Here is a 23,462-nt window from a genome sequence, read left to right on the forward strand (position 1 = left end):
TGAGGTATCAAGATACCCATGGGCGGTCTTACCGTCGACACGGATCTTCTGCTTTGAATACAACGTTCGATGTCGCGATCGTCGGAGCCGGGGCTGCGGGTATCGCCGCCGCTGGCCGGCTCGCCGGGTCAGGCCTGAACACGATACTGCTGGAGGCATCGTCACGCATCGGCGGGCGGGCCTGGACCGTCGAACTCGACGGCATGGCTCTCGATCTGGGCTGTGGCTGGCTGCACTCGGCCGACCGCAACCCGTGGACGCGGATCGCCGAGCAAACCGGCTTTGAGATCGACCGGCGTAACCCGCCCTGGGGACGCTCCGTTCCGCGTCCTGGATTCTCAATCGACGAGCAAGCGGCGGCGGGCGAGGCCTATGACCGCTGGCACGACCGGATGCTTACGAGGCCTTTGCCGCGCGATATCGCGGCAGACCATCTCGTACCGGGGGATCGATGGAACCCGTACCTTCAGGCGTTGAGCGGGTTCATCAACGGGACGGCGCTGGAGCACTTGTCGATCCAGGATTACGCCAACTACGAGGCGGTCGCCACAGAGGAGAACTGGCGGCCGTTGAGGGGCTATGGGACGCTGATCGCTTCCCACCTTCCCCCTGAAACCGTGTGCATGCTTGTTACGCCGCTCGAGCGACTGACCCTATCGCCGAAAGGCGGCGTGATACTGGCGACACCTCGCGGCGAATTGCATGCGAGAACGGTGATCCTGACCGTATCGTCCAACGTGCTGGCTGGTGGCACGATGCAGCTTCCCGACGAACTTGAGCCGTGGCGCGAGGCGCCAGGTCGGCTTCCGCTGGGCTACGACGAGAAGCTCTTTCTGCATATCGTGGATGAAGCGACTTTTCCGTCCGAGCTTCATGCCATCGGGAATCCGTACGATGAGGCGACCGTGGCGTATCACGTCCGCCCCCTGGGACGACCCATGATCGAATGTTTCCTCGGAGGTGCCAGCGCCAGACTGTTGGCGGATGGCGGACCCGTGGCGGCCCGCGAGCACGTGATGAAGGAACTCGTGGGCCTGTTCGGCGCGAAGGCCCGGAGCGGCCTGCGCTTCCTGACGACATCGCAGTGGCGCCACGACACGCGCGTCGGCGGCGCTTATAGCCATGCCTTGCCGGGATACTCTTCCGCACGGCGCACGCTCGCGGCTCCCTTCGAGAACCGCATCTTCTTCGCGGGTGAGGCGACCCATGAGAGCGCGTTTTCCACCGCGCATGGTGCGTATGCGAGTGGCATCCGCGCGGCGGAGGAAGCGATCGCCGCGATGGCCGTTGCTAGCCGATGATTTCGCCGTCTTCTTTCACGAAGGGCGTGTCTAATGGGGGAATGATCTGCAGCACGATTTCGGACGGACGACGAAGACGAGTGCCGATATCCGTCACGACGAAGGGGCGGTTGATCAGGACGGGATGCGCGAGCATCGCCGCGATCAGCGCCTCGTCGCTTATCGACGCGGCTCCCAGCCCAAGCTCATCGAACGGGGTGCCTTTTTCGCGTATCGCCTGACGAGGGGTCAGGCCCGCGTCGGAGAGAAGTCGTCGCAGGGTCGCTTCATCGGGTGGCGCCGTAAGGTACTCGATGATGGTCGGTTCGATACCGGCGTGCCGCAGAATCGCGAGCGTGTTGCGGGACGTCCCGCAACGGGGATTGTGGTAGATCGTTGCGCGCATGGTCAGGCCCTGGAGAAGATCGCGAAGCGTCGAGGCATGCGATCTTACCTGTCAGACGAGCTCAGCCACCGGCGTATCGCCGTCAATGAAGCGGATCGTCTTCCGTACCGATGTGTTGCTATGAAGCGCTCGTTCGATCACGGCGGCCACATTGGCTCGGGACGTCGCATTGTCGCCATCGTACGTGGGCTCGACGACCGTGATGTTTTCCGAGGCGGCATCGAGTGTGAGCGCGCCGGGGCCCAGGATCGTCCACTGCAGCGGGCTGTCCCGCAGATGCTCGTCCGCGGCCGCCTTCGCCGTCGCGTACGCGTAGAAACCGTTCTCCGGATCGACATCGTCCGTTCCCGCGCCGATGTAAGACACCATGACGAACCGGGCGACATCGGCCAGGGAGGCGGCGTCGATGGTTCGGATCGCGGCATCGCGGTCGACCGCATAGGTTCGACCCGGATTGCCGCCGCCCGCGCCTGCGGACCACACCACCGCGTCGAAACCGCGAAGCATCCCGGCGATCGCTTCCGCGTCGGCGCGTTCGATGTCGAAGACCGACGGCTCAGCTCCCGCCTTCCATACCTCCGGCGCATGCGCGGGATTACGGATGATCGCACGTACCTCGTGGTTGGCGGCTACGAGACGGGGGATCAGTTCGAGCGCGACCTTACCGTGACCGCCGATGATGACAATTCGGGACATTGCTGAGCTCCGTGCCTTGTGTGCCCCGAACATAACTAACCACATGTTGGATTTCTGTGGTCGTGACGCATCGGCACGTAGCGGGACGCGATGCTAACGCAGTCCGAACAGCTTCATAATCCTTGCTACACGGACGGTGGGCTTTTGCCCGCCGTCCTTGAATTCCGCGTTCAGGGCCATGCCCATCAGCGGACGTGACACGAGATAGTCGGCGGCCACGTCCGCAAAGAACGCGGGATCGGCGACGACCAGGTGTTTCTTCGTGACCTGAGCTTTGAGCCACTGGGTAAGGCGCGCACGCAGGTGGATGTTTCCGAGAGCGAAGTAGTCCCGGGTCGCATCGGGGAAGCTCTTGCGCTCGTCGATGACGAGGCGGAACAGGTTCACCGCCGTCGCCGTATGCGCGGCCTTGATCCAGCTCAGGAGGAACAGCTCGAGCAGGTCGGTCGCCTCGGTCGTCGAACTCACCTTCGCATCGAGCAGGTCGAGCGCCTTCAGCGCGACGCGCTCGATGATCTTCTCGATCAGTACGGCCTTGCTGCCGACAAGACCGTAGACCGTGCGCTTTGACATGCCAGCCTGCTTCGCGACCTCAGCCATGCTGTGCGCGTCGAGTTCGTGCTGCGCAAGAAGCTGCTCCGCCGCGACGAGAATGCGTTCCATCTGCTCGTCCGACGTATGCACGGGCGGTCGACCGCGCGTCCTGGCTGGCTTGACTGATGGCACGGTCGCTCCTGCATCGCGTGAGATGGAAAGATCCACCGGACAGCATAACTTGAGATTTAGGAAACCGCACGGTACCCTATGTGGAGATCGTCGTCCCGATCCTTCCCGAAAGCCCGTCACGCCAGTGACCCGAAGGTGCGCATCGCGCGTCCCTGATGGCCCGCGTCGTCCTTTCCCGAACGGGACGGCGCCACCCCATTTCCCTTCCATCGGGTCACTTATTCCATCCTCGGGCGTGTCATGAAGAAATCACTGGCGTCGGGCCTCAGGGTCGCGACAGGCGTTGTGTTCGTGCTGCTTGGCCTTGCCAGCGGCATCGGTGGCGGCATCCTCGCCGGCTACGGCGGCTCCCTCTACTACCTGATCATGGGCGTCGCCGCACTGGTGTGCGCCGTGCTCATCTTCGCGCGGCGTCGCGAAGTACTCGCGTTGTTCGCAGTCATGCTGGCGGGGAGCCTGATCTGGTCGGTCTGCGAAGTCCGCCTCGACTGGTGGCAGCTGCTGCCGCGCATGGACCTCTGGTTCGCGCTGGGTGTCTGGCTGCTGCTGCCCTTCATCGTTGGCGGCCTGACCAGGGGCGCGAACCTGCGTGCCGGTCGCATCGGCCTTGCGGTGGCGATGGTGGCGACCGTGGCGGTCGGTATCGCGTCGGCATTCACCAATTACACCGATCTGTCAGGTGTCGCGGCGGGTGAGCCGATGGCTGGCCAGGCGCCGGACCCGGCGTCGCAGGCAGCGAAGGACTGGCGCGCCTATGGCTCGACCGGCGAAGGCACGCGCTACGCGCCAGCGACGCAGATCACGCCCGAGAACGTGGCCAACCTGAAACCCGCGTGGACGTTCCATACCGGCGACTTCAAGGGCCCGGACGACCCGGTGGAAATCGCCAACGAGGTCACCCCGCTCAAGGTCAACGGCAAGCTGTACATCTGCACGCCGCACAACATCGTCATCGCGCTCGACCCGGACACCGGCAAGGAGCTGTGGCGCTTCGATCCGAAGATCAACCGCGACGCGTCGACCTATCAGCACATGATCTGCCGTGGCGTCAGCTACTGGGACGTGCACGATCAGGTCGCCGCCAACGCCGCCGGTGACACCACCGCGCCGGCCACGCCCGCCGATGTGGCCGGCTCGCCGGAATCGATTGAATGCCCGCGCCGCATCTTCGCGCCGACGATGGACGCCACGATGATCGCGCTGAACGCCGACACCGGCGAGCTCTGCAAGTCCTTCGGCGAGAACGGCGTCATCGGCCTGACCCACGGCATGAGCATGAAGAAGCGCGGCTTCCTGATGCCGACCTCGCCGCCCACGGTGTCCGCCCATGTGCTGGTGGTCGCCGCAAGCGTTACGGACAACGCGTCGACGAACGAGCCGTCCGGCGTGATCCGTGGCTACGACACCATCACCGGCAAGCTGGTCTGGAACTGGGATGCCTCGCGCCCGGACGAAACCGCTCCGCTGCCGGAAGGCCAGACCTACGTGCCCAACTCGCCGAATTCGTGGGGCGTATCCAGCGTCGACGAGAAGCTGGGCATGGTCTACATCCCGATGGGCAACGAGACGCCCGATACCTGGGGCGGCAAGCGCAACCCGTATGGCGAGAAGTACAACAGCGCCATCGTCGCGCTCGACCTGGCGACGGGTAAGGTGCGCTGGGTCTACCAGACCGTGCATCACGATATATGGGACATGGACATCGGTGGTCAGCCGTCGCTGGTCGATATCGATACGCCGAACGGCAAGGTGCCCTCGGTGGTCGCCACGACCAAGCGCGGCGACATCTACGTGATCGATCGTCGTGACGGCAAGCTCGTGGTTCCGGCGCCCGAGCGTCCCGTGCCACAGGACAACGTCGCCGCGGGTGACCACGTGTCGCCGACGCAGCCGTTCTCGGCGCTGACCTTCCTGCCCGACCGCAACATCACCGAAGCGGACATGTGGGGCACGAATCCCATCGACCAGATGATGTGCCGCATCACCTTCAAGTCGCGTCGTTACGAAGGTCCGTTCACGCCGCAGACCGCTGGCCGTGGCGCGATCATCTCCCCGGGACCGCTCGGTATCTTCGAGTGGGGCGGCGCGACGATCGACCCGGTGCGCCAGCTGATGATCCTCAACCCGGATTACATGGGCTTCCTCGAGCGCCTGGTACCGCGTGCCGAAGCCGACGCGGAAGCCGGTGGCACCAAGGGCAACGAGATGGGTCTGCAGATGCAGACCGGCGCCCCGTTCGCGGTGGAGATCAAGGCCTTCCTGTCGCCGCTCGGCTTCCCGTGCCAGGCACCGCCGTGGGGCTATGTGGCCGCGGTCGACCTGCGCACCATGAAGAAGGTCTGGATGCACAAGAACGGTACGACGCGTGACAGCGCCCCGGTGCCGATCGCGTTGCCGCTGGGCGTACCGAGCCTGGGTGGCATGGTCACCACCGGCGGTGGCGTCGCCTTCCTCGGCAGCACCCTCGACTACTACCTGCGCGCGTTCGACGTGCGTGACGGCAAGCTGCTGTGGGAAGGTCGTCTGCCGTTCGGCGGCCAGGCCACCCCGATGAGCTACGTGTCGGATACTACCGGTCGTCAGTACGTGGTGGTGATGGCCGGTGGCCATGGCTCGCTGGGTACGAAGATGGGTGACACGCTGGTGGCGTTCGCGCTGCCGGAAAACACGGCCGGCGCCAAGCCCGCGCCGTCGAAGTAAGCTCGCGACGGTCGGGGCCACCGGGCCCCGACCGCCGTCTCACGACGACCGATAGCGGATAGTCACGCGCCAGCCGTAGCCCGCACCGATCGGATCACTCAGCGGGCTTCAGAAGCCCCCGCCGCGCCACTCCCCAAGAAACTGGCCCATCTGGGTGCCCGTCGTGTCCTCACCGTCGAAGCCCGCCGTTGCCAGCGCCAGGGCGAAGTAACCCAGCGATGATTTCACCTTGTCGTTGCTCAGACGGTAATTCTCTTTCAGCGCCGCATCGATGCAGTCGCCGAGGTAACCGACAGCCGTCTGGACAGGGCCCTTATGGCGCCCGTGGTTGCTGTAAATCCCTTCTTCGATGGCGACGTGAATGGCGTGGCGATCGTTACGATAGCCTTCGACCTCTTCGGCCGTCGCCGCCGTTGCCGTCGTCGCCGCTTTCTTGAGCTCTTCACCGGCGTGCGCAAGTCCGGCCGTGGGTTTGCCTCCCCAATAACCCAGCAGGTTCTCCAACATGTTCGTTTCTCCTCGATGGTGAGTGGACCGGCATCTGTCACGCGCCGGCATGACCATCGTGTCCATCCGCCTGTCGGGGGACTATCGGGAAAAGACTGAATCTGAAAAAGCACGGCGCTGTGATGGACCGTGCTTTGGGGAACGCGCGGGAAGCGGGTGAAGCGTGGGACGACGCGTTCCGCCTGACGGCGAAGACGCACCGGTGCCCGGCGACCGCGCGATCAATGGGCGCTCTGCAGGCCCTTGAGCAACGCTTCGTGGAAACGCGCCGGCTCCTGCATCTGGGGCGCGTGCCCCGCATCGGGAAACTCGACGAGCGTCGCGTGGGGCATTGCGGCCACGGCGTCTTTCGCGAGCTTCGGGTAGTTACCCAGCGTGGGCCGCACGTCGGCCGGCGCGAAGTCCTTCGCGATGGCGGTGACGTCCTTGTCGCCAATCATGAGGAGCGTGCGCGGCTGGAGGCGCGGAAGCTCGTAGACGACCGGCTCGTTGAAAATCATGTCGTAGAGCAGCGCCGAGTTCCAGGCGACGAGGTCGCGTTGCGGCCCCCGGTACATGCCGGCAAGCATCTGCACGGAGGCCTCGTATTCGGGCTTCCACTGACCGGCGAAGTAGGTCGTTTTCTCGTAATTCCGGATACGATCGGCCGTCGTCTTGAGTTCGCGGTCGTACCACTGGTCCACGGACACCGGCGGCACGCCCTTGGCGCGCCAGTCTTCCAGACCGATGGGATCGACGAGCACGAGCTGGTCGACCTGATCGGGATAAATCAGCGCGTAGCGAATGCCCAGCATGCCGCCGGTCGAGTGACCCATGACGATGGCTTTGTCGATGTGCAGCGACTTCAGCAGGTCGTTCGTGTTGTGTGCGAGTTGCTGGAAGGTGAACTGATAGCTTTGCGGTTTGGATGATTTGCAGAAACCGATCTGATCCACGGCGATCACGCGATAGCCGGCGTGCGAAAGCACGTCGATGGTCGGAGCCCACGTGGCGGCACAGTAATTCTTGCCGTGAAGCAGGACGACCGTACGGCCGTTGGCCTTAGGTCCCTTCGGGGCGACGTCCATATAGGCCATCTGCACGTCCTGACGCTGCGACCTGAAGCGGAAAAGCGCGACAGGGTACGGATAATCGAAACCCTGGAGTTCGCTGCCGTATACCGGGCCGTCTTCGGCGTGAATCGACGGCGCCAGTACAAGGAGAGCCAGTGCGAGCGCGGTGACGACGGGACGTACGGGCGTGTTGCGGTCGGTCTCATTCATGAAGCTAGCGTGCCATGAGAAGGGTGAAGGGCGCGACCGTCTCTTCCTGCCAGGAGGTGGTAGGCGCCTCATCGGTAGGCCCTATACCCGGGGCATCAGTCTGACCCGGGTTTCGACGGTTGCACGACGTCCCACGTCGCGCCCTCGTACGACGTTCCAGCGTCGGCCACCGCGAGAAGTAGCCTGCCCAGTTCGGTGCGGGAGACGCTTTGTCCCATACCCAGTTTTTTCGTCGACGCGAGAGAGAGCGTATGGGTTCCCTCAGCCAGCGCGTCGCTGAGGCGAGGCGCGCGCACGATGATGAAAGGCATGCCTGAGCGCCTCAAGGCTTCCTCCCGTTCGAGGATGTTGGCGCGCATACCGGGCTTCACCGTGTTCAACAGCTGCCATACCCACGACGATCGATTGGCACCGATGACCGACAGAAGTATGAAACGCCGGGCCCCACGCTTCAGGGCGGCTTCCATGGCGTGGACGCATCCATCGACCATCACGTGCCGGATGTCGCCTCTGGGCTTTCTGAATCCGTGGATGTCGACCGTAAAGAAGACCGTGTCGAGTTGCTCCGGCAACGCGATCTCAAGGGACTCGCGGTCACGCACGTCCGCGGCCACCGGCGCAACGTTGATGCTGGCTTCCATGGGACGCCGCGAAATGGCGGTGACGTGATCGCCACGTGCTGCCAGCCGTTGCGTGATGGCAAGACCGGTTCCGCTACTGGCTCCCACGACAGCGTAGCGTTTCATGCCGTCGCTCCCAGGCTGCGCAGCAACTCGTCATGTATGCCGGGCGTGCTGGCCACGAAACCACGCGAGCCGAGTCGCCAGCGACGTCCCTCCTCGTCGGTGACGAGACCTCCCGCTTCACGTACCAGAAGTGCGCCAGCGGCCAGCCCTGAAGCCACACCGGCATACTGCCAGAAGGCATCGAGTCTGCCCGAAGCGAGATCCAGGAGCTCGATCGTGGAGGGGACCGATGCTCGCACCAGAAGCGATGCGGTCAGCATGCGATGGAAGCTGTGCGCGGCGATGGCAAGCGTCTCCGCTGCCTCGAATGGCTGCGCCTGCGCCGTTGCGGCGATGGATGCCGTGAGTTCCTCCTTACCCGATACATGCAACGAGCGCTCACCGTCCGTCGCGCCCTCCCCGGCGACAGCCGTGAACAGCGAGCCGGACCGCGGGACATGCACCGCGGCCAGGACAGGCTCCCGGCCGCGAACCAGACAGGCGGTGACAGCCCACTCCTCCCGTCCGTGCACGTGGTTGATATTGCCCTCGACGGCGTCGATCACCCAGCCATAGGTGTCCTCGCTCACAGGCAAGGGAGCATCATCGGCGAGCAGAGTACTTCCCGGCACCGCGGCCAGAAGGGCCGACTCGAGCGGCCCCTTCACCGCGAGCTCGTTGTCCGCCATAGCTTGCAGGAAGCCTGCCGCCGTAGAGGGTCGGGCATCGGCGCTAAAGCGATCGAGAAGAGCGACACCTGCCCTCTGCAGGGCGGCGCACGTGATGGTCATCAAGGATTCGGATAGCGACATAGGAAGGTTTCATGCACTGCGGAGTAGACCTTATGATGTGAGTCATCGCTCACCTTCTCTACTCGCATTCCCGATGCCAAAGCATGCTCGCGACGCGTCGTCACAGCCCCGGAAAAAACCGCTTCAGGCGCGTTCCATCGTCACGGTCACGGCCATTCTCGACGCGGCGGCTCACATTCTGGAGTCAGCCGGGCCGTCGGCGTACTCGACCAACGCGGTGGCTGAGCGCGCCGGAGTAAGCATCGGGTCGCTGTACCAGTACTTTCCTACGAAGGACGCCGTCACGCGTGCGCTGATCGAGAGGGAAAGCCGTGCACTGTTCGCTGACCTGAGTCATGCCGTCTCGAAGGCGCATGGCGCGGAGGCGCTGAGGGCGATGATCGCCGTCGCCGTGCACCACCAGCTACGCCGGCCGTTGCTCGGCAGAATCCTCGATTTCGAGGAGGCCCGCCTCCCCATGCATCACGATATGGCGGCAGCGGGAAACGACGCGAGAGACCTGATCGTGCGCTGTCTCGGGGAGATGGGGGTCGAATCAGGCGATGCCGTCCAGCAAGCGGGCGACGTCATGTCGATCGCCAGAGGGATGGTCGATCGAGCTGGCCAGCGAAGCGAGATCGACGAAGCGGCGCTGAGGCCGCGGGTCGAGGCCGCAGTTTTCGGCTATCTGCGCGAGATGTCACGTATTCGTAGCCCGGGCGACGAACGGAACTGACCTCGCATCGGGGGAACGAGGCCGCGTCATATTCCCTCCGGGAGGACTTTTATGGTGCGTGTAAAATGCACGCAACAGGAGGCACGCCATGCCCACCACGAAGAAAGTGCCGGACATCCATCTCGCCGGAGATCTGAAGGACCTCCATCGCTCCCTGATCTCGATCGTCAGTGTCATGAACCGGCCGCGAAACGACGAGCGGCTTATCGCCGAAGCGGGCGTACGGCTCGACCAGGCCCTGTTTCGTCTGCTGGTGGTGATCGAACGAGTCGGACCGATCGGCGTGGTCGATCTGGCGGACCGGCTGGGTCGCGACTACACCACGATCAGTCGACAGGTCAGCAAGCTGGAGCGCATGGAGCTGGTCATCCGGCACGAGAATGCGCAGGACCGGCGGATGCGGGAGGCCGTCGTGTCGGCGAAGGGCAAGGCGGTCACCGATCAGCTGGATCTGGCAAGAGAGCGCATGGGGCGTGAGATCTTCAAGGATTGGCCCTCTGACGATATCTCGGACCTGGTCCGCCTGATGCGCAGGTTCGCGGATGCGCTGGAAAGGGCGACAGAGGGTTAGCGCGCATTCGTCATGCGCAGACTCCCGCAGGAATTCCCCGCTACGATTTTCTGCTGACAGTTTCTGACACACCGCGGTGATATTCCTTCATGGGCGCACCTCCCGCGCCATCCCAAAGGAACACCCATGGTTTCGCTGTCGCAACCCGCCCTGGAGGCCTTCTTCGCCGAGAACGACGAATCGCCGGTCGTCATGTTGAATCTCATCCGGTTCGAGCCCGAGGGCGGCCGGGAGAGATACCTCGAGTACCTTGGTATGGCTAAGCCGATCCTCGCTCGATTCGGCGCAAAGATCGTGTTCGGCGGGGATGGTCTGTCCGTGCTCAGCGAAGGGCGAACTCAGGGATGGGATGCCGTCGTGCTGGTTCAGTATCCGCGACGGTCGGCGTTTCAGACGATGGTCGCCGATCCGGATTACCAGGTTGCTTTCAAGGTCGGCGTATCGGCCATTGCCGATATCGTGCTGCAGCCTCTGAAGGCTATCGAGGATATCCGTTGACGCTGGCTTACCACGCCTTCGGGCTCGATATGGCCTGACCATCTGGCTTCGGTAGCTGCATCTGTTCGCCTGCGCTCAGTTGTTGCGTGGCGCACATCCTCTCGTCGGCGTGGCTCCATCGGTCGTTCGCTGCGACTGCGCCTCGCGCGAGGTACGTAGCGTTCCAACCACGGCGGGATACGTCAAAAACGCCGTTTTCGACAAAACCTTGGTATGAAGCGATCGAACCAAGTCGTCGCCGCTGCGCATACGATGGGATATCTGGCGACTTTTCGACGATGAACCGATAGTTCTGTCTCACTCCTGACTATGGCTGGCCCAGGTCGGGAGTGCGACAGAAAGTTGGCCCTTTAGGCCACCCATCAGTTCCCGCCCATAGGAGTTCATATGTCAGATGTCATCATCACCGGGAAGCAGCTCTCCTCATCGGCCTACTCCGCCGTCATTAACGCGCCGATCGAAAAAGTCGACATAGCCGATTGGCTCTTCAGTCTCCCCGAAGCCGAGTATCAGCGCTGCTGCTCTCCCGACCACATTTCCGCCGGTACCACGAGCACGGATGACGGCAAGCGGATGTCCATCAACGTGGAGATGATCGGCCAGACTCTGATGGTTCAGCACTATGTCGCTGAAATCGCGACACCCAGTCTTTGCAAGATGGTGTCGACCTCCGATGCCTTCACGCCGAATGGCCGAACGCGCGTCCAGGTCATCTGGACCCTCAGCGTCAGGAAGATCGACGACACGACGTGCGAGTACACCAACAGCGTCGTTGCTCATCCGACCCAGGATTTCCTCGATTTCATTGCCAAGCACGGCACACCGTTTGAAGTAGCCGCCGATGCACGCCAGCGGGATGGTGGCGATCACAACAGTCGCGAAACGCCGTTGTTCGCCGCCAGTATCGAGCGCCGTGCGCTTGCTCGCGGTGCGTCCATGACTGCCTGAGTGCCTCACCGATATGGCGCGCGGGGCGCCTCCCGGGAAGGCATCCATCACCTCGTTCGGCGGAAGGTTCCAGCCATAAATGCAGGGGCCTTCCGCTACCGGCATCCCACCTTCTGGGTATTGCATCGCACGATAGCGCAAGGTTACCGTCCGTCGACGACTGAGCTCGCACGCGCTCACCTCAGGCCTCCCGATGTCCGCGCAGTTTACAAACCGGTCGATGCGATACCTGCGCGTCGCCAGCACGGCGACGCTGAATTGCACGGCGATGAACCGAAGCGGCGTGAGCATAAGCCGGCTTACGTGTCGAGGTGGTGGCCTGGGCCTCAGCGATCCGCATGCGCTCGAGAGCGCCTTCATGATTTCGCTGCAGCTTGATACGTATCGCGGCGAACTTTGGCGTAACGGGCGCCGGGTGCACACGGACAGTTGGCACGCTGGCGAGTTCACCGCGTATGACTACCGGGATCGCTGGAAGGCAAACCTGGTGAGCGCATTCGACTGCGTCAACTTTCACATTCCTATGCGTTGCTTCGATACAGCAGCGCTCGGTCTTCGCAATCCGGTGGAACATCTGGACGTAGCGCCCGGGCGCAGCATCGGGGATCCGATAGTCGACGGCCTCGCGAGAGCACTTGCCGAAGCTGCGAAGACGCCCGGAACGTCCAGCCGCATCTTTACAGATCACGTGGAAATGGCACTCCTGACGCATCTTGCTACGCGATACGGCGGGGCCCGCGTCGATTCGCGCAGAACCAGCGTGGGCCTGGATCAGAGCACGCTAAGCCGAGCGAAAGAGCTGCTTTGCGCCAATCTGGCAGGTCAGATATCGATCGACGAACTCGCAACGGCTTGCGGCGTGTCCAGCGGGTATCTCATCCGCGCATTCAGGATGTCGACCGGCCTCCCGCCGTACAAATGGCTGCAGAGGCGACGCGTGGCAGTTGCGATGGAACTTTTGTCGGGCACAGCACAGCCAGCGAGCAGCATCGCGGTCGCGTGTGGATTCGCCGATCAGAGCCATCTGACGCGCGTGTTCCAGCGCGTTGTCGGCATGCCGCCCGGTGCGTATCGCCGCGTGCATGGGGTTGGTGCTGACGTTGGTCGGTAAGGTTGATTCGGCTCCTCCGTTTGCGAAGCGCGCGGGATCCATACCCTGGGGACCGGTGCCTGACCGACACACCGTTTGTCAGCCACAGTGGACGCACGTAGGTAGCGTTCTATGCCGACTGTCTGGCGTATGAGCCGAAGAATTGCTATTGCGGGAACAGCCGCGCTTGCGGTCCATTTTGCATACTCATTTCCGTGACATTCCTTTGATCTGCAGAAATGCGCCACAGCAATACAAACCGCAAGTGCCGAACAAGATGCCCGGGACGGCGAAGCCAACCCAACCGAACAGGACGAGCTGTTCGAGATGAGTACCGATATGCAGGAACAGTAGGTCGGACCCATTTTTTCCCATCAGCTGCAGAGCTCCCACGGAAGCCAGCACTGGTATGGCGATAATCGTGCGCAGTGCGCCCAGGATGCCTTGGCCATTCATGAAAGTTGCCTTAAGTGGGAAGCCAAAGCGGGTTAGCATCCACGCGATTGCCAGCGGCAATATCGGCCAGGCAAAGAAGTAGTAAATGGCGGCTTCGTCTGGGTATGACGCGTACATGGCCCATTTTCTCGCAGGCACGAAAGAGGCTACGTGCAGAACGTTTCGTGTCCAGGATCGCCCTATGGCGCTGCCGTGGCAGAACACCGCCGCGATCCCCGCGATGGCGGCGAAGCAGAGGGCGGCGATGCTTATCCATCGTTCCGCGGCGAGATTACGCGAAGAACGCCGAGAACGTTTATCTCTCATGAAGCGATTCCGAAAGGTGCACCTTTACCGGCACATTGGCTATGTGTCGCGCCACGCTATGGGTACTGGCCACCCCGATGGACATACCGCACACGCCACATGGCGACCGGCGGGAACTTGCCATAACGCTTACCGTCCGTGAATGCGCCCCTGTTGCGATAAATTATGCCTGATGTCGTTCACGAAAGAGACTGTCGCGCCGGCTTCACCGCCGAAGCATGAGGTAGTGCCAAAGAGTAAAGCCTAAAGGATGACAGGCAGACACCTGGCTTGTCTGCCCGTATCGGTTCGACAGGAATCTCAAAACAGATCGCCTTGCGGCGAATGAATTCTCGGCGGCACAAACTTCGACGTATCCAGCACCGTATCCCACGCCCGGTGTAGCCCCGCCTTTTTCGACGCCACCTGCACCCGCTTGCGGATGATGTCCGCGAACACCCCCTGCCCCCGCATACGCGTCGCAAAGTTCGAGTCGTAATCCTTTCCGCCATTCATCTGCTGAATCAGGCTAACGATGTGCGATGCGCGATCTGGATAGTGCAACTCCAGCCATTCGCGGAAAAGTTGTTTGAGCTCATGCGGCAGACGCACGCAGGTATAGCCGATAGATCGTGCGCCAGCCACACCGGCCTGCTCGATGATCGCCTCAACATCGCGCTCATTAAGCGCAGGGATAATCGGCGCGACCAGCACGCCCACCGGCACACCGGCCTTACTCAAGGTTTCCACCGCCTTCATCCTCCGGTGCGGCGCGCTCGCCCGCGGTTCCAGCTTCGACGCCAGCTTGTTGTCAAGCGAGTTGATCGAGATGAACACCTGCACGAGATTTCGCTCAGCCATCGGTACGAGGATGTCCAGGTCGCGTTCGATCAACGCGTTCTTGGTCACGATCGTGCAAGGATGGTTGCACTCGTTCAGTAGCGCGAGCGCCGCACGCGTGAGCCGCCACTTCTTTTCGATCGGCTGATACGGATCGGTGTTGCTACCGATGTTGATCGGCTGGCAGGTGTAGTTCTTACGCGCCAGTTCGTCGCGAAGCACTTCCTCGAGGTTGGTCTTGGCGAAGAGCTTGGTCTCGAAGTCGAGGCCGGCCGACAGGTTGAGGTATCCGTGGGATGGCCGGGCATAGCAATAGATGCACCCATGCTCGCAACCGCGATACGGATTGGTCGCCCGATCGAAACCCACGTCGGGTGAGTCGTTGCGCGAGATGACGCTCCGGGCCAGTTCCTCGCGAACTTCCGTGGCGGGGCGGCGGTCCTCGTCCTCCCGATGCCAGCCGTCGTCCTCGGCCTGGTACCGGGTGGATTCGAAGCGGCCCTCCGGGTTGGAAGCGGCGCCGCGGCCCTTGTGCTGGCGGATCATGGGGATGGGTGTGGGCATGCATACAAATGTACGCAATTCGTGTCTCACGGGCTGCGATATCGTGGCGACGGCATGACTGCTCAGGCGACGCGCCGATCCTGATCGGTAGTCGCAACCTTCTCGTGACTTAACGGCGGATCGGAAGGGCGTCGATGGGCGTTTCCTCAAGGGTAACCTCGGATACCTGTCCCGCTAGAAGGATCCGGCATGCGTCAGTGGATTATGTTTCTCGCCCTCGTCATGGCGCTCCCCGCGCACGCCGAGCTCACGCCGGAGCAGAAGCAGGCCCAGCAGAAGACGATCGACAAGGATCTGAAGCGCATGAAGTACACCGGCCAGGAGACGCGCCGGCTTCAGGCGTCGATCCCGAACGGAACGCCCGGGCAGAAGCACGAGTACGGCAAGCTCGTGAAACAGCGCGACCAGCAGGCCGCAGGTACGCCATGGGATCCCGCGCGTTACCAGACGTTTCCGCCGTCCGAGACCATCAGTGTTGAGGCGCCGCGAGAGACCTGGCACCCGCCGGGGAATGCGGAGATTCCGTATACGTCGGCAGGCAGGAGCCCGGCTGTGACGAAAGGCCTCGAGGCAAACCGCGTTGCTTGCAACTCCAGCAGTGCCGGGTCGGATGATGCGGTGTGTCAGGCATTGTCGACGCGCTCGCAGTTCTAAGGTGGACGTGGCGAGCCGGATGAGCTTCTGCGACACGACACCGATTAATGTTAATCTGTTCCGACTTATTAATAATCTGATTATCGCATGCCGCATCCGATCAAGCTCGACGCCCTCCGGGATCTCGTGTCCAGTGGCGCAGTAAAGACCGCAACGATCCTAGGGGAGAAGGGGGGCTTTACAGTGCATGCCGACGCGGGAAGCAGCGAGCGCGTACTGACCAATCGCGCGGGTCAGGTAAAGATGTTTGCCACGACCGATACCGCAGTGCGTGAACTCGCACGTGCCGGACTTTCGTCTTTTCTTGTGGATATTTCTCAGTATCAGAAGGGCTTGCTCCGCGCTCCGCGCACTGACGTTTCCGATCGCGCAAAACGCGCATCCGAAGCGCTTGAGCACGAACGCTGGTTCCGGGCGAAGGTGGACGAGGCATTGCAACAAGAGGAACAAGGCGTCGCGACGTGGCATGAGCATGCCGATGTCTGGGAGGATGTAAAGAAGGCGACGGCTGCGATGGTTGCAAAGCGAAACCTGGAGCCGGTGGTAGCATCGTCGCCCAAAATCGCGAAGACGCGTGGGCGCAAAAAAGGAATTTAAGCTTGCTCATCTACATGGGGCTCGCCGTAAAGGACCTCATCAGGGCTGCTGCCCACATCGTATCGACTGGCCATCCCGATCCGGACGCCTACCTCAACGGTATCCGCGACCGCATCGAAACGATGTACGCGATCAAGAACCCTGGCGTGATCGGACGGCGCGAAGGGACGGTAGAGTGGATGCTCAATCCACCGTCTTATGTCGCGGTGCTTAAGTGGGCCGGTCCAGACGCCAAAATCTATCGTGTACTTCCGACGGCGCGAATGAAGAAACCTCGGCCACAAATCGGTATCGGCTGCGTGCGCCGTCCTCAGGATCAGCGACGACGCGTCTCCGGCGGCGCATCGTAAGTCACCGACTTCAATCCTTCGACCGATCGCATCGCATCCGCCAACGTCGCCAGCTGCTCGCGACGTACCGGCTTCGCAAAGAGAATCGTCACCACGTCATCGCCATCGGGCTCGCGACGCAGAATCGTTTTCGCAAATGGAAGATGCTGCTCTGCCAGCACGGTTTCGCAGGCTGACAGCGCATTGGTCCCACTCAACCGTGCGGTAAGCCGCGGGCGCGTCTTCCGCTTGCCCGTAAGCTTGCGCTCGAGCGGCTTGAGCAACGCCAGGATGATCCAGATGATCGCCGTCGCCAGAACGGCGGCGACGTAAAGCCCGCTGCCGGCGGCGAGGCCGACGGATGCGACGGCCCACAGGCTTGCCGCTGTCGTCAGACCACGGACGATCTGGTCGCGTTCGACGAAGAGGATGGTGCCCGCACCCAGGAAGCCGACGCCGCTGATGACCTGCGCGGCGATGCGCGAGGGGTCGAGAACGACGTGTTCCTGGTTGATGACGTCGGCGAAGCCGAAGGCGGAGACGATGATCGCGAGAGCGGCGCCCACGCCGACCAGCATGTGGGTGCGCAGGCCGGCGGTCCATTCGAGGCGACCGCGGTTCACGCCGATGATGCCGCTGAGGATGGCGGCGGTGCTCAGGCGGAGGAGGAGGTCTAGCGGGTTCATCACGACACTATCGCGTGTCGGGGATCAATGAGCTGTGAGATGGGGGTTTTGCAAAGCACTGGCCCCGGTCATCGTGGACCGGGGCCAGGTTGCTTTCGTCAGCGGGGCTGGCTCCTGCAGGCGCGCGCGGCGCGTTCGGGCTCAGTCCTGGAGAGGCGCGTCTTTGGTTTCACGGACGAAGAAGAGGCCGATGACGAAGGTCATCAGGGCGACCGCGACCGGATACCAGAGGCCGTAGTAGATGTCGCCTTTCCACGCGACCAGCATGAAGCCGATCGTGGGGACGAATCCGCCGAACCAGCCGTTACCGATGTGATACGGCAGGCTCATCGAGGTGTAGCGGATGCGGGTCGGGAACATCTCGACCAGCCAGGCGGCGATCGGGCCGTAGACCATCGTGACGTAGAGCACGAGGATCGCCAGCAACAACACCAGCATGGGGTAGTTCGATTGCGCGGGGTCGGCTTTCTCGGGATAACCCGCGGCTTTGACCTGCGCGCCGATCTTCGCGGTGAAGTCCTTGTTCTGCGCGGTGAACGTCGCCTTGTCGAGCGAACCGCCCTCGAACGACTCGATGACCTCGTCGCCGATCTTCACCGTCGCCAGCGTGCCGACCGGTGCGGCCGCGTTGGTGTATGGAATACCTTTCTTGGCCAGAACGCTCTTGGCGACATCGCACGAACTGGTGAAGGTCTTCTTGCCGACCGGGTCGAACTGGAACGTGCAGGCATCCGGATCGGCCGTGACAACGACCGGTGCGGCAGCGGCAGCCGCTTCGACAGCGGGATTGCCGAAGTGCGTCAGGCCCCGGAAGATCGGGAACATCGTCAGCGCGGCGATCAGGCAACCGGCAAGCACGACGGGTTTGCGGCCTACCTTGTCGGATAGCCAGCCGAAGAACACGAAGAACGGTGTACCGATGAGCAGCGCGGCCGCGATCAGCAGGTTCGCCGTCGTGCCGTCGATCTTCAGGCTCTGGGTCAGGAAGTACAGCGAGTAGAACTGTCCCGTGTACCAGACGACCGCCTGCCCCGCCGTCGCGCCGAGCAGCGCGAGGATCACGAGACGAAGGTTCTTCCACTGTCCGAACGCTTCGGTCAGTGGGGCCTTGGACTGTTTGCCCTCGGCCTTCATCTGCTGGAACACCGGCGACTCGTGCAGCTGCAGCCGGATGTAGACGGACACGCCGACGAGCACGGCGGAAATCAGGAACGGAATACGCCAGCCCCAGGCTTCGAACGATTCGGTGCCGAGACCGAGACGCGTGCCGAGGATCACGAGCAGCGACAGGAACAAACCGAACGTCGCCGTGATCTGGATGAAACTCGTGTACAGACCGCGCTTTCCGTTGGGTGCGTGTTCGGCCACATAGGTGGCCGCGCCACCGTACTCGCCTCCGAGCGCCAGACCCTGAAGCAGGCGTAGCAGAATCAGCAGCACGGGCGCGGCGACACCGATCGTCGAATAGCCGGGCAACACACCGACCAGGAAGGTCGACGTGCCCATGATGATGATGGTGACCAGGAACGTGTACTTGCGACCGATGAGATCGCCGATGCGACCGAAAACGATCGCACCGAACGGGCGGACGGCAAAGCCGGCCGCGAACGCAAGCAGCGCGAAGATGAACTGGCTGGTCTCGTTCAACCCCGTGAAGAACTGCTTGCCGATGAGCGCGGCGAGCGAGCCGTAAAGATAGAAGTCATACCATTCGAAAACGGTGCCCAGGCTGGACGCGAGGATCACGCGCTTGTGGCTGGTTCCGATGGTGCCGTCAGCCCTCAGGCCGCTTGCGGTAGTCGCCATGTCGGTCTCCGATCAGAACCGGTAATTGCCGTTGAGCGTGAACTCGTTGCCGGCGGTCTTCTGCCGGCCGAGGCCGTTCGCCGTGGTCGAGTCGAGGTTGGCGTGGATCCACTCCACACTGAAATCGAACGGGCCCGTGGTGTATTGCAGGCTCGCTGCCTTCTGACGGTTCTTCAGCAAGCCCGGGGTATTGGCGGCACGCCAGCGAAGCACGTCGTCCTTATCCGGCTTGCTCACCGAGGCGAACGCGTAGACCGTCCAGTGCGTGTCGAACTTGTAACCCGCCTGCAGGTAGCCGCCTTTGTCCTTGATGTCGCCGAACTGCGAGAGGTCGCCGAACAGTTCGCCGATCGCGTTGCCGGTATAGACCACGCTCTTGAAGATGAACTGACCCGGTGTCCACATACCGCCGACTTCGACAGCCGTGCTCTTGAGGCTGCTCTTGATCGGCGTGGGGGTCAGGCCGTCGACACCGTGCAGGTCGACCTTGCTGTAGTGACCGGCGGTGAAGACCTGCCAGTTGCTGCCTTTCGCGGTGAGGCGCGCCTCGATCTGCGGCTTGAAGCCCGCATTGCCCGCGGTCTGGTAGTTCGTCGTCGCCGTCGCGCCAGGACCATTCCAGCTGCCCTGCAACACGGCCATGTCGAAGCGCCACCTGGTCCCTTCCGACCCGTGATTGAGGTCCTGCATCCAGACGACGCCCGGGAAACGCCAGCCGATCACGCCGCTGCCATAGCCGAGCGGAAAGGCGATATGCGAGAGCGACTGGGGGATGTAGTCGAGTGGGAACATCAGGTCCCACATCTGGCCGATGCGGAACGTCGTGCCAGCGTTCGCGTTGGTGATGTCCATGTAGGCCTGACGCATCCGCAGTTCCGGCTGCGACCCGGCGTAGGCGCCGGTGCCGTTGAAGCCGCCGAAGAAGTCCATCTCGATGCGGCCGCTGCCAGCCCAGTTTTCGTTGAACTTGGCGCCAGTGAGGTCCAGCCAGAAGCGGGTGTTGCGCACATCGACGCCGCTGACCCGGCCGTCGGCGCGGTTCGCCCCGCCAGCGGGAATCGGATATTCCGAGTTGGCGCCGTTGCCATAGGTGTACGCCTTGTTCTGCGTGAAAGCACTGGCGTTGATGAAGCCATGCAGTGCGAGTGAAACGCCGGGCGCGGTGCCGGTGGTGAAGGCTGGTTTGGCAGGCACGGTGGCCACGACCTTCTCGACCTTGGTCACCTTCTCTTCGGTCTGCTGCGACTGGACCTGGGCGGCCTGCGCCGTCGTGGTGGCCTCGGAGGTCGCGGCTTTCTGCTCCTGGATCATCGCCTTGAGCTCGGCGAGCTGCTGCTCGAGCTGGTTCACCCGGGACTCGAGCTGGGCTTCGCGACTCGTGGTTTTCTTCGACCTTGTTTGCGCGTGGGCGAGGTCGGGAACGACCGCCATCGGCAGCATCAAGGCACAGGCGACACTCAGGGCGATGGCCTTGCGGCCACCGGAACGGTTCGTCTTCATCATGGTCTCCCCAACCATTGGCAGGGCGAGCATGTGGCAGGCCCATGACGCGTGCCATTGGCCAAAGGTCGAACCTCGACCAAAGTCGTAGCCGCTTCGCAGCTTTATGTTGCGCCGCGAGGCTAAACTTCGGGCATAGCCAATACGCCATCGTCTCCAGGAGCATGCATGTCCGACATCCACCCGGTCGATCCCGCCTTCGCCGCCACCGCGCGCGTCAGCAAGGCCGACTACGACGCCATGTACGCCCGCTCCGTCCAGGATCCGCAGGGTTTCTGGAAGCAGATGAGCGAGCGGGTGGAGTGGATCGTGCCGCCGACGAAGATCAAGGATGTCTCGTTCGACCCGGCCGACCTGCATATCCGCTGGTACGAGGATGGCCAGCTCAATGTCGCGGCCAACTGCCTGGACCGTCACCTAAAGGCGCGCGGCGACAAGACCGCCATCATCTTCGAGGGTGACGATCCGAACGAGACGCGTAGCCTCACGTATCGGGAGCTGCACACCGAGGTCTGCAAGTTCGCCAACACGCTGAAGAACCTCGGTGTGGCCAAGGGCGATCGCGTACTGATCTACCTGCCGATGATTCCCGAAGCCGCCGTCGCCATGCTGGCCTGCGCGCGTATCGGTGCGGTGCATTCCGTGGTGTTCGGTGGCTTCTCGCCCGATTCGGTCGCTGCGCGCATCGCGGACTCGGGCGCCAAGCTGGTCGTCACCGCCGATGAGGGTTGCCGGGGCGGCAAGAAGATTCCGCTGAAGGCCAACGTGGACGAATCCCTGACCCGTCCGCGTACCAACAGCGTGGACACCGTGATCGTCGTGCGTCGTACCGGCGGCGCCATCAACATGCAGTCGCCGCGCGATCGCTGGTATCACACATTGATGGAAGGCCAGTCCGCGGACTGCGCGTATGAGGCGATGAACGCGGAAGATCCGTTGTTCACGCTGTACACGTCGGGTTCGACGGGCCAGCCCAAGGGCGTGCTGCACACCAGTGGGGGCTACCTCGTCTATACGAGCCTGACGCATGAGCTGACCTTCGACCTGCGCGAAGACGATATTTACTGGTGCACGGCCGATGTAGGCTGGATCACCGGGCACAGCTATGTGGTGTACGGCCCGCTGGCCAACGGCGCCACCGTCGTGATGTTCGACGGCGTACCGAACTATCCGGACTTCAGCCGCTTCTGGCAGGTGGTCGACAAGCACAAGGTGACGTTGTTCTACACCGCGCCCACCGCTATCCGCGCGCTGATGCGCGAGGGCGATGCGCCGGTAAAGAAGACCTCACGCACGAGCCTTCGCGTCCTCGGCACCGTGGGTGAGCCGATCAATCCCGAAGCCTGGAACTGGTACTACCGGGTGGTGGGGGAAGAACGCTGCCCGATCGTCGACACCTGGTGGCAGACGGAGACGGGCGGGTTTCTGATCACGCCGCTACCCGGAGCCACCGCCTTGAAGCCTGGCTCGGCGACCACGCCGTTCTTCGGCATCGTGCCGGCCATCGTGGATGCCGAAGGCAAGCCGCAGGAAGGCGCCGCAAGTGGCAATCTGGTCATCACCGATTCCTGGCCCGGTCAGATGCGCACCGTGTACGGCGACCACCAGCGTTTTATCGACACCTACTTCAAGACCTACCCGGGCAACTATTTCACGGGTGACGGCGCCCGTCGCGACGAAGACGGGTACTACTGGATCACCGGCCGGGTGGACGACGTGATCAACGTCTCCGGCCACCGGATCGGCACGGCGGAAGTGGAGAGCGCGCTGGTCGCGCATCCCAAGGTGGCCGAGGCGGCCGTGGTCGGTTGCCCGCACGACATCAAGGGCCAGGGCATCTATGCGTTCGTCACGCTCAACGCGGGAGAGAACGGTGACGACTCGCTCGTGAAGGAACTGATCGCCGGCGTCCGCAAGGAGATCGGCCCCATCGCCGCGCCGGATTATCTGCAATGGGCACCGGGCCTGCCGAAGACACGCTCGGGAAAGATCATGCGCCGCATTCTGCGCAAGATCGCCGAGAACCAGCCGGACCAGCTCGGCGACGTATCGACCCTGGCCGATCCCGGTGTGGTGAAGAGTCTCGTGGAAGAAAGGCTGATCAAGTAATCCGCATGTCCGATGTCATCATCGCCGACGACCATCCTCTGTTCCGCGATGCCTTGCAGCGCGCGGTGCTTGCCGCGTTACCTGACGCCACCGTGCACACGGCCGACAGCGTACCCGCCTTGTTCGCGGTGATCGAGTCCGTCCCGGATGCGGACCTGTTACTGATGGATCTGCATATGCCCGGCGCGCGCGGGTATTCCGCGCTCGCGCACATTCGTGGGCAGTATCCAGGCCTGCCCACCATCGTGGTCTCCGGTCATGAGGAAGCACAGGTCGCGCGTCGGGCGCTTGCGCACGGTGCCTCGGCCTATATTCCGAAGTCCGCGGCGGTCGATCAGATCGTCGAAGCGGTGCGCACCGTGCTCGACGGCGACGTGTGGCTGCCTCATCAGCTGGTCGGCGGCAATGTCGAACTGAAGCCTGACGAGGCCGACGTCGCCGCACGCGTCGCCTCGCTCACGCCACAGCAGTTTCGCGTGTTGAACATGATTGCCGAAGGGTTGCTCAACAAGCAGATCGCTTATGACCTTGGAGTATCCGAGGCGACCGTCAAAGCGCATATGACGGCCATCATGCGCAAGCTCGGCGTGTCCAACCGTACTCAGGTCGCCCTGGCGGCGAGTCATCTGGATGTCGAGAAGGAGGCGTTTCCGGGCACCAATTAAGAGCGTCGCGCGCAGGGCGCGCTCCTACATTTATG

The 23,462-nt window shown here is 62.9% G+C and carries 24 protein-coding genes; 12 read left to right on the forward strand and 12 right to left on the reverse strand.

The window, feature by feature from the left end; genetic code table 11:
- Positions 1 to 53: 53 nt before the first annotated feature.
- On the forward strand, positions 54 to 1,301 hold the full coding sequence (locus FA87_RS18810) for an NAD(P)/FAD-dependent oxidoreductase (RefSeq protein WP_043696752.1): 1,248 nt from the start codon (positions 54 to 56) through the stop codon (positions 1,299 to 1,301).
- On the opposite strand, the gene arsC is transcribed toward FA87_RS18810, so the two are convergent.
- The 3 genes from arsC to FA87_RS18825 all read right to left on the reverse strand — a co-directional run bounded on the left by arsC (position 1,291) and on the right by FA87_RS18825 (position 3,108).
- A complete protein-coding gene (gene arsC, locus FA87_RS18815) occupies positions 1,291 to 1,686 on the reverse strand; it encodes an arsenate reductase (glutaredoxin) (protein ID WP_043696755.1) in 396 nt (131 codons plus the stop codon). The two genes, FA87_RS18810 and arsC, sit on opposite strands and share 11 nt — an antisense overlap.
- 51 nt (positions 1,687 to 1,737) lie before the next feature.
- Complete coding sequence (locus tag FA87_RS18820; RefSeq protein WP_052191452.1) at positions 1,738 to 2,382, reverse strand: SDR family oxidoreductase; 645 nt, start codon at positions 2,380 to 2,382, stop codon at positions 1,738 to 1,740.
- A gap of 93 nt (positions 2,383 to 2,475) precedes the next feature.
- Positions 2,476 to 3,108 carry a TetR/AcrR family transcriptional regulator gene (locus FA87_RS18825; protein WP_197062450.1) on the reverse strand — a complete coding sequence of 211 codons (633 nt, stop codon included), beginning with the start codon at positions 3,106 to 3,108 and terminating at the stop codon, positions 2,476 to 2,478.
- Between the two features lie 240 nt (positions 3,109 to 3,348).
- Here FA87_RS18825 and FA87_RS18830 point away from each other — a divergent pair, with 240 nt between their 5' ends.
- The gene (locus tag FA87_RS18830) at positions 3,349 to 5,808 is read left to right on the forward strand and encodes a membrane-bound PQQ-dependent dehydrogenase, glucose/quinate/shikimate family (RefSeq protein WP_052191453.1); all 2,460 of its coding nucleotides are present in this window, start codon (positions 3,349 to 3,351) and stop codon (positions 5,806 to 5,808) included.
- Positions 5,809 to 5,916: 108 nt separating this feature from the next.
- On the opposite strand, the gene FA87_RS18835 is transcribed toward FA87_RS18830, so the two are convergent.
- From FA87_RS18835 to FA87_RS18850, 4 genes are all read right to left on the reverse strand, one after another.
- The gene (locus FA87_RS18835) at positions 5,917 to 6,315 is read right to left on the reverse strand and encodes a hypothetical protein (protein ID WP_043696766.1); all 399 of its coding nucleotides are present in this window, start codon (positions 6,313 to 6,315) and stop codon (positions 5,917 to 5,919) included.
- A 221-nt stretch (positions 6,316 to 6,536) separates the two neighbouring features.
- The gene (locus tag FA87_RS18840; RefSeq protein WP_043696769.1) at positions 6,537 to 7,577 is read right to left on the reverse strand and encodes an alpha/beta hydrolase; all 1,041 of its coding nucleotides are present in this window, start codon (positions 7,575 to 7,577) and stop codon (positions 6,537 to 6,539) included.
- 95 nt (positions 7,578 to 7,672) lie between these two features.
- Complete coding sequence (locus FA87_RS20090) at positions 7,673 to 8,323, reverse strand: NAD(P)H-binding protein (protein ID WP_052191454.1); 651 nt, start codon at positions 8,321 to 8,323, stop codon at positions 7,673 to 7,675.
- A complete protein-coding gene (locus FA87_RS18850; RefSeq protein WP_079521158.1) occupies positions 8,320 to 9,093 on the reverse strand; it encodes an inositol monophosphatase family protein in 774 nt (257 codons plus the stop codon). Before FA87_RS18850 ends, FA87_RS20090 begins: the two co-directional genes overlap by 4 nt.
- A 58-nt stretch (positions 9,094 to 9,151) precedes the next feature.
- Here FA87_RS18850 and FA87_RS18855 point away from each other — a divergent pair, with 58 nt between their 5' ends.
- From FA87_RS18855 to FA87_RS18875, 5 genes are all read left to right on the forward strand, one after another.
- Positions 9,152 to 9,829, forward strand: coding sequence for a TetR/AcrR family transcriptional regulator (locus tag FA87_RS18855; protein WP_197062451.1), 678 nt, complete (start codon positions 9,152 to 9,154; stop codon positions 9,827 to 9,829).
- A gap of 88 nt (positions 9,830 to 9,917) precedes the next feature.
- Positions 9,918 to 10,400, forward strand: coding sequence for a MarR family winged helix-turn-helix transcriptional regulator (locus FA87_RS18860; RefSeq protein WP_043696779.1), 483 nt, complete (start codon positions 9,918 to 9,920; stop codon positions 10,398 to 10,400).
- A gap of 126 nt (positions 10,401 to 10,526) precedes the next feature.
- Positions 10,527 to 10,898, forward strand: a complete 372-nt coding sequence (locus tag FA87_RS18865) for a DUF1330 domain-containing protein (protein ID WP_036109069.1) — start codon at positions 10,527 to 10,529, stop codon at positions 10,896 to 10,898.
- Between the two features lie 387 nt (positions 10,899 to 11,285).
- The gene (locus FA87_RS18870; RefSeq protein WP_043696784.1) at positions 11,286 to 11,846 is read left to right on the forward strand and encodes a hypothetical protein; all 561 of its coding nucleotides are present in this window, start codon (positions 11,286 to 11,288) and stop codon (positions 11,844 to 11,846) included.
- Positions 11,847 to 12,039: 193 nt separating this feature from the next.
- Positions 12,040 to 12,957, forward strand: a complete 918-nt coding sequence (locus FA87_RS18875; protein WP_052191456.1) for an AraC family transcriptional regulator — start codon at positions 12,040 to 12,042, stop codon at positions 12,955 to 12,957.
- Positions 12,958 to 13,143: 186 nt separating this feature from the next.
- Here the strand turns inward: FA87_RS18875 and FA87_RS18880 are convergent, their stop codons facing one another.
- Both FA87_RS18880 and FA87_RS18885 read right to left on the reverse strand, forming a co-directional pair.
- Positions 13,144 to 13,698 carry a hypothetical protein gene (locus FA87_RS18880; RefSeq protein WP_156128595.1) on the reverse strand — a complete coding sequence of 185 codons (555 nt, stop codon included), beginning with the start codon at positions 13,696 to 13,698 and terminating at the stop codon, positions 13,144 to 13,146.
- 300 nt (positions 13,699 to 13,998) lie between these two features.
- Positions 13,999 to 15,081, reverse strand: a complete 1,083-nt coding sequence (locus FA87_RS18885) for a PA0069 family radical SAM protein (protein WP_197062452.1) — start codon at positions 15,079 to 15,081, stop codon at positions 13,999 to 14,001.
- Between the two features lie 189 nt (positions 15,082 to 15,270).
- Between FA87_RS18885 and FA87_RS18890 the strand changes: the two genes are divergently transcribed.
- From FA87_RS18890 to FA87_RS18900, 3 genes are all read left to right on the forward strand, one after another.
- Positions 15,271 to 15,735: a hypothetical protein gene (locus FA87_RS18890; protein ID WP_043696796.1), complete on the forward strand. Its 465-nt coding sequence runs from the start codon at positions 15,271 to 15,273 to the stop codon at positions 15,733 to 15,735.
- Positions 15,736 to 15,822: 87 nt separating this feature from the next.
- Complete coding sequence (locus FA87_RS18895; protein WP_052191457.1) at positions 15,823 to 16,332, forward strand: hypothetical protein; 510 nt, start codon at positions 15,823 to 15,825, stop codon at positions 16,330 to 16,332.
- A gap of 2 nt (positions 16,333 to 16,334) precedes the next feature.
- A complete protein-coding gene (locus FA87_RS18900) occupies positions 16,335 to 16,682 on the forward strand; it encodes a hypothetical protein (protein ID WP_036109063.1) in 348 nt (115 codons plus the stop codon).
- Here the strand turns inward: FA87_RS18900 and FA87_RS20095 are convergent.
- The 3 genes from FA87_RS20095 to FA87_RS18915 form a co-directional block, all read right to left on the reverse strand.
- Entirely contained in the window at positions 16,649 to 17,347 is a 699-nt protein-coding gene (locus tag FA87_RS20095) for an MgtC/SapB family protein (protein ID WP_051943134.1), read from the reverse strand. The genes FA87_RS18900 and FA87_RS20095 overlap by 34 nt on opposite strands.
- Before the next feature lie 141 nt (positions 17,348 to 17,488).
- Positions 17,489 to 19,153 (reverse strand): MFS transporter, encoded by a 1,665-nt coding sequence (locus FA87_RS18910; protein ID WP_043696799.1) that lies wholly within the window; start codon positions 19,151 to 19,153, stop codon positions 17,489 to 17,491.
- A 12-nt stretch (positions 19,154 to 19,165) separates the two neighbouring features.
- Complete coding sequence (locus tag FA87_RS18915) at positions 19,166 to 20,653, reverse strand: carbohydrate porin (protein WP_043698548.1); 1,488 nt, start codon at positions 20,651 to 20,653, stop codon at positions 19,166 to 19,168.
- Positions 20,654 to 20,821: 168 nt separating this feature from the next.
- On the opposite strand from FA87_RS18915, the gene acs reads away from it, so the two are divergent.
- Complete coding sequence (gene acs / locus FA87_RS18920; protein ID WP_043696802.1) at positions 20,822 to 22,762, forward strand: acetate--CoA ligase; 1,941 nt, start codon at positions 20,822 to 20,824, stop codon at positions 22,760 to 22,762.
- 5 nt (positions 22,763 to 22,767) lie between these two features.
- On the forward strand, positions 22,768 to 23,427 hold the full coding sequence (locus FA87_RS18925; RefSeq protein ID WP_043696805.1) for a response regulator transcription factor: 660 nt from the start codon (positions 22,768 to 22,770) through the stop codon (positions 23,425 to 23,427).
- Positions 23,428 to 23,462 lie beyond the last annotated feature (35 nt).

Source organism: Luteibacter sp. 9133 (assembly GCF_000800155.1).
In the GTDB taxonomy this organism is placed as follows: domain Bacteria; phylum Pseudomonadota; class Gammaproteobacteria; order Xanthomonadales; family Rhodanobacteraceae; genus Luteibacter; species Luteibacter mycovicinus.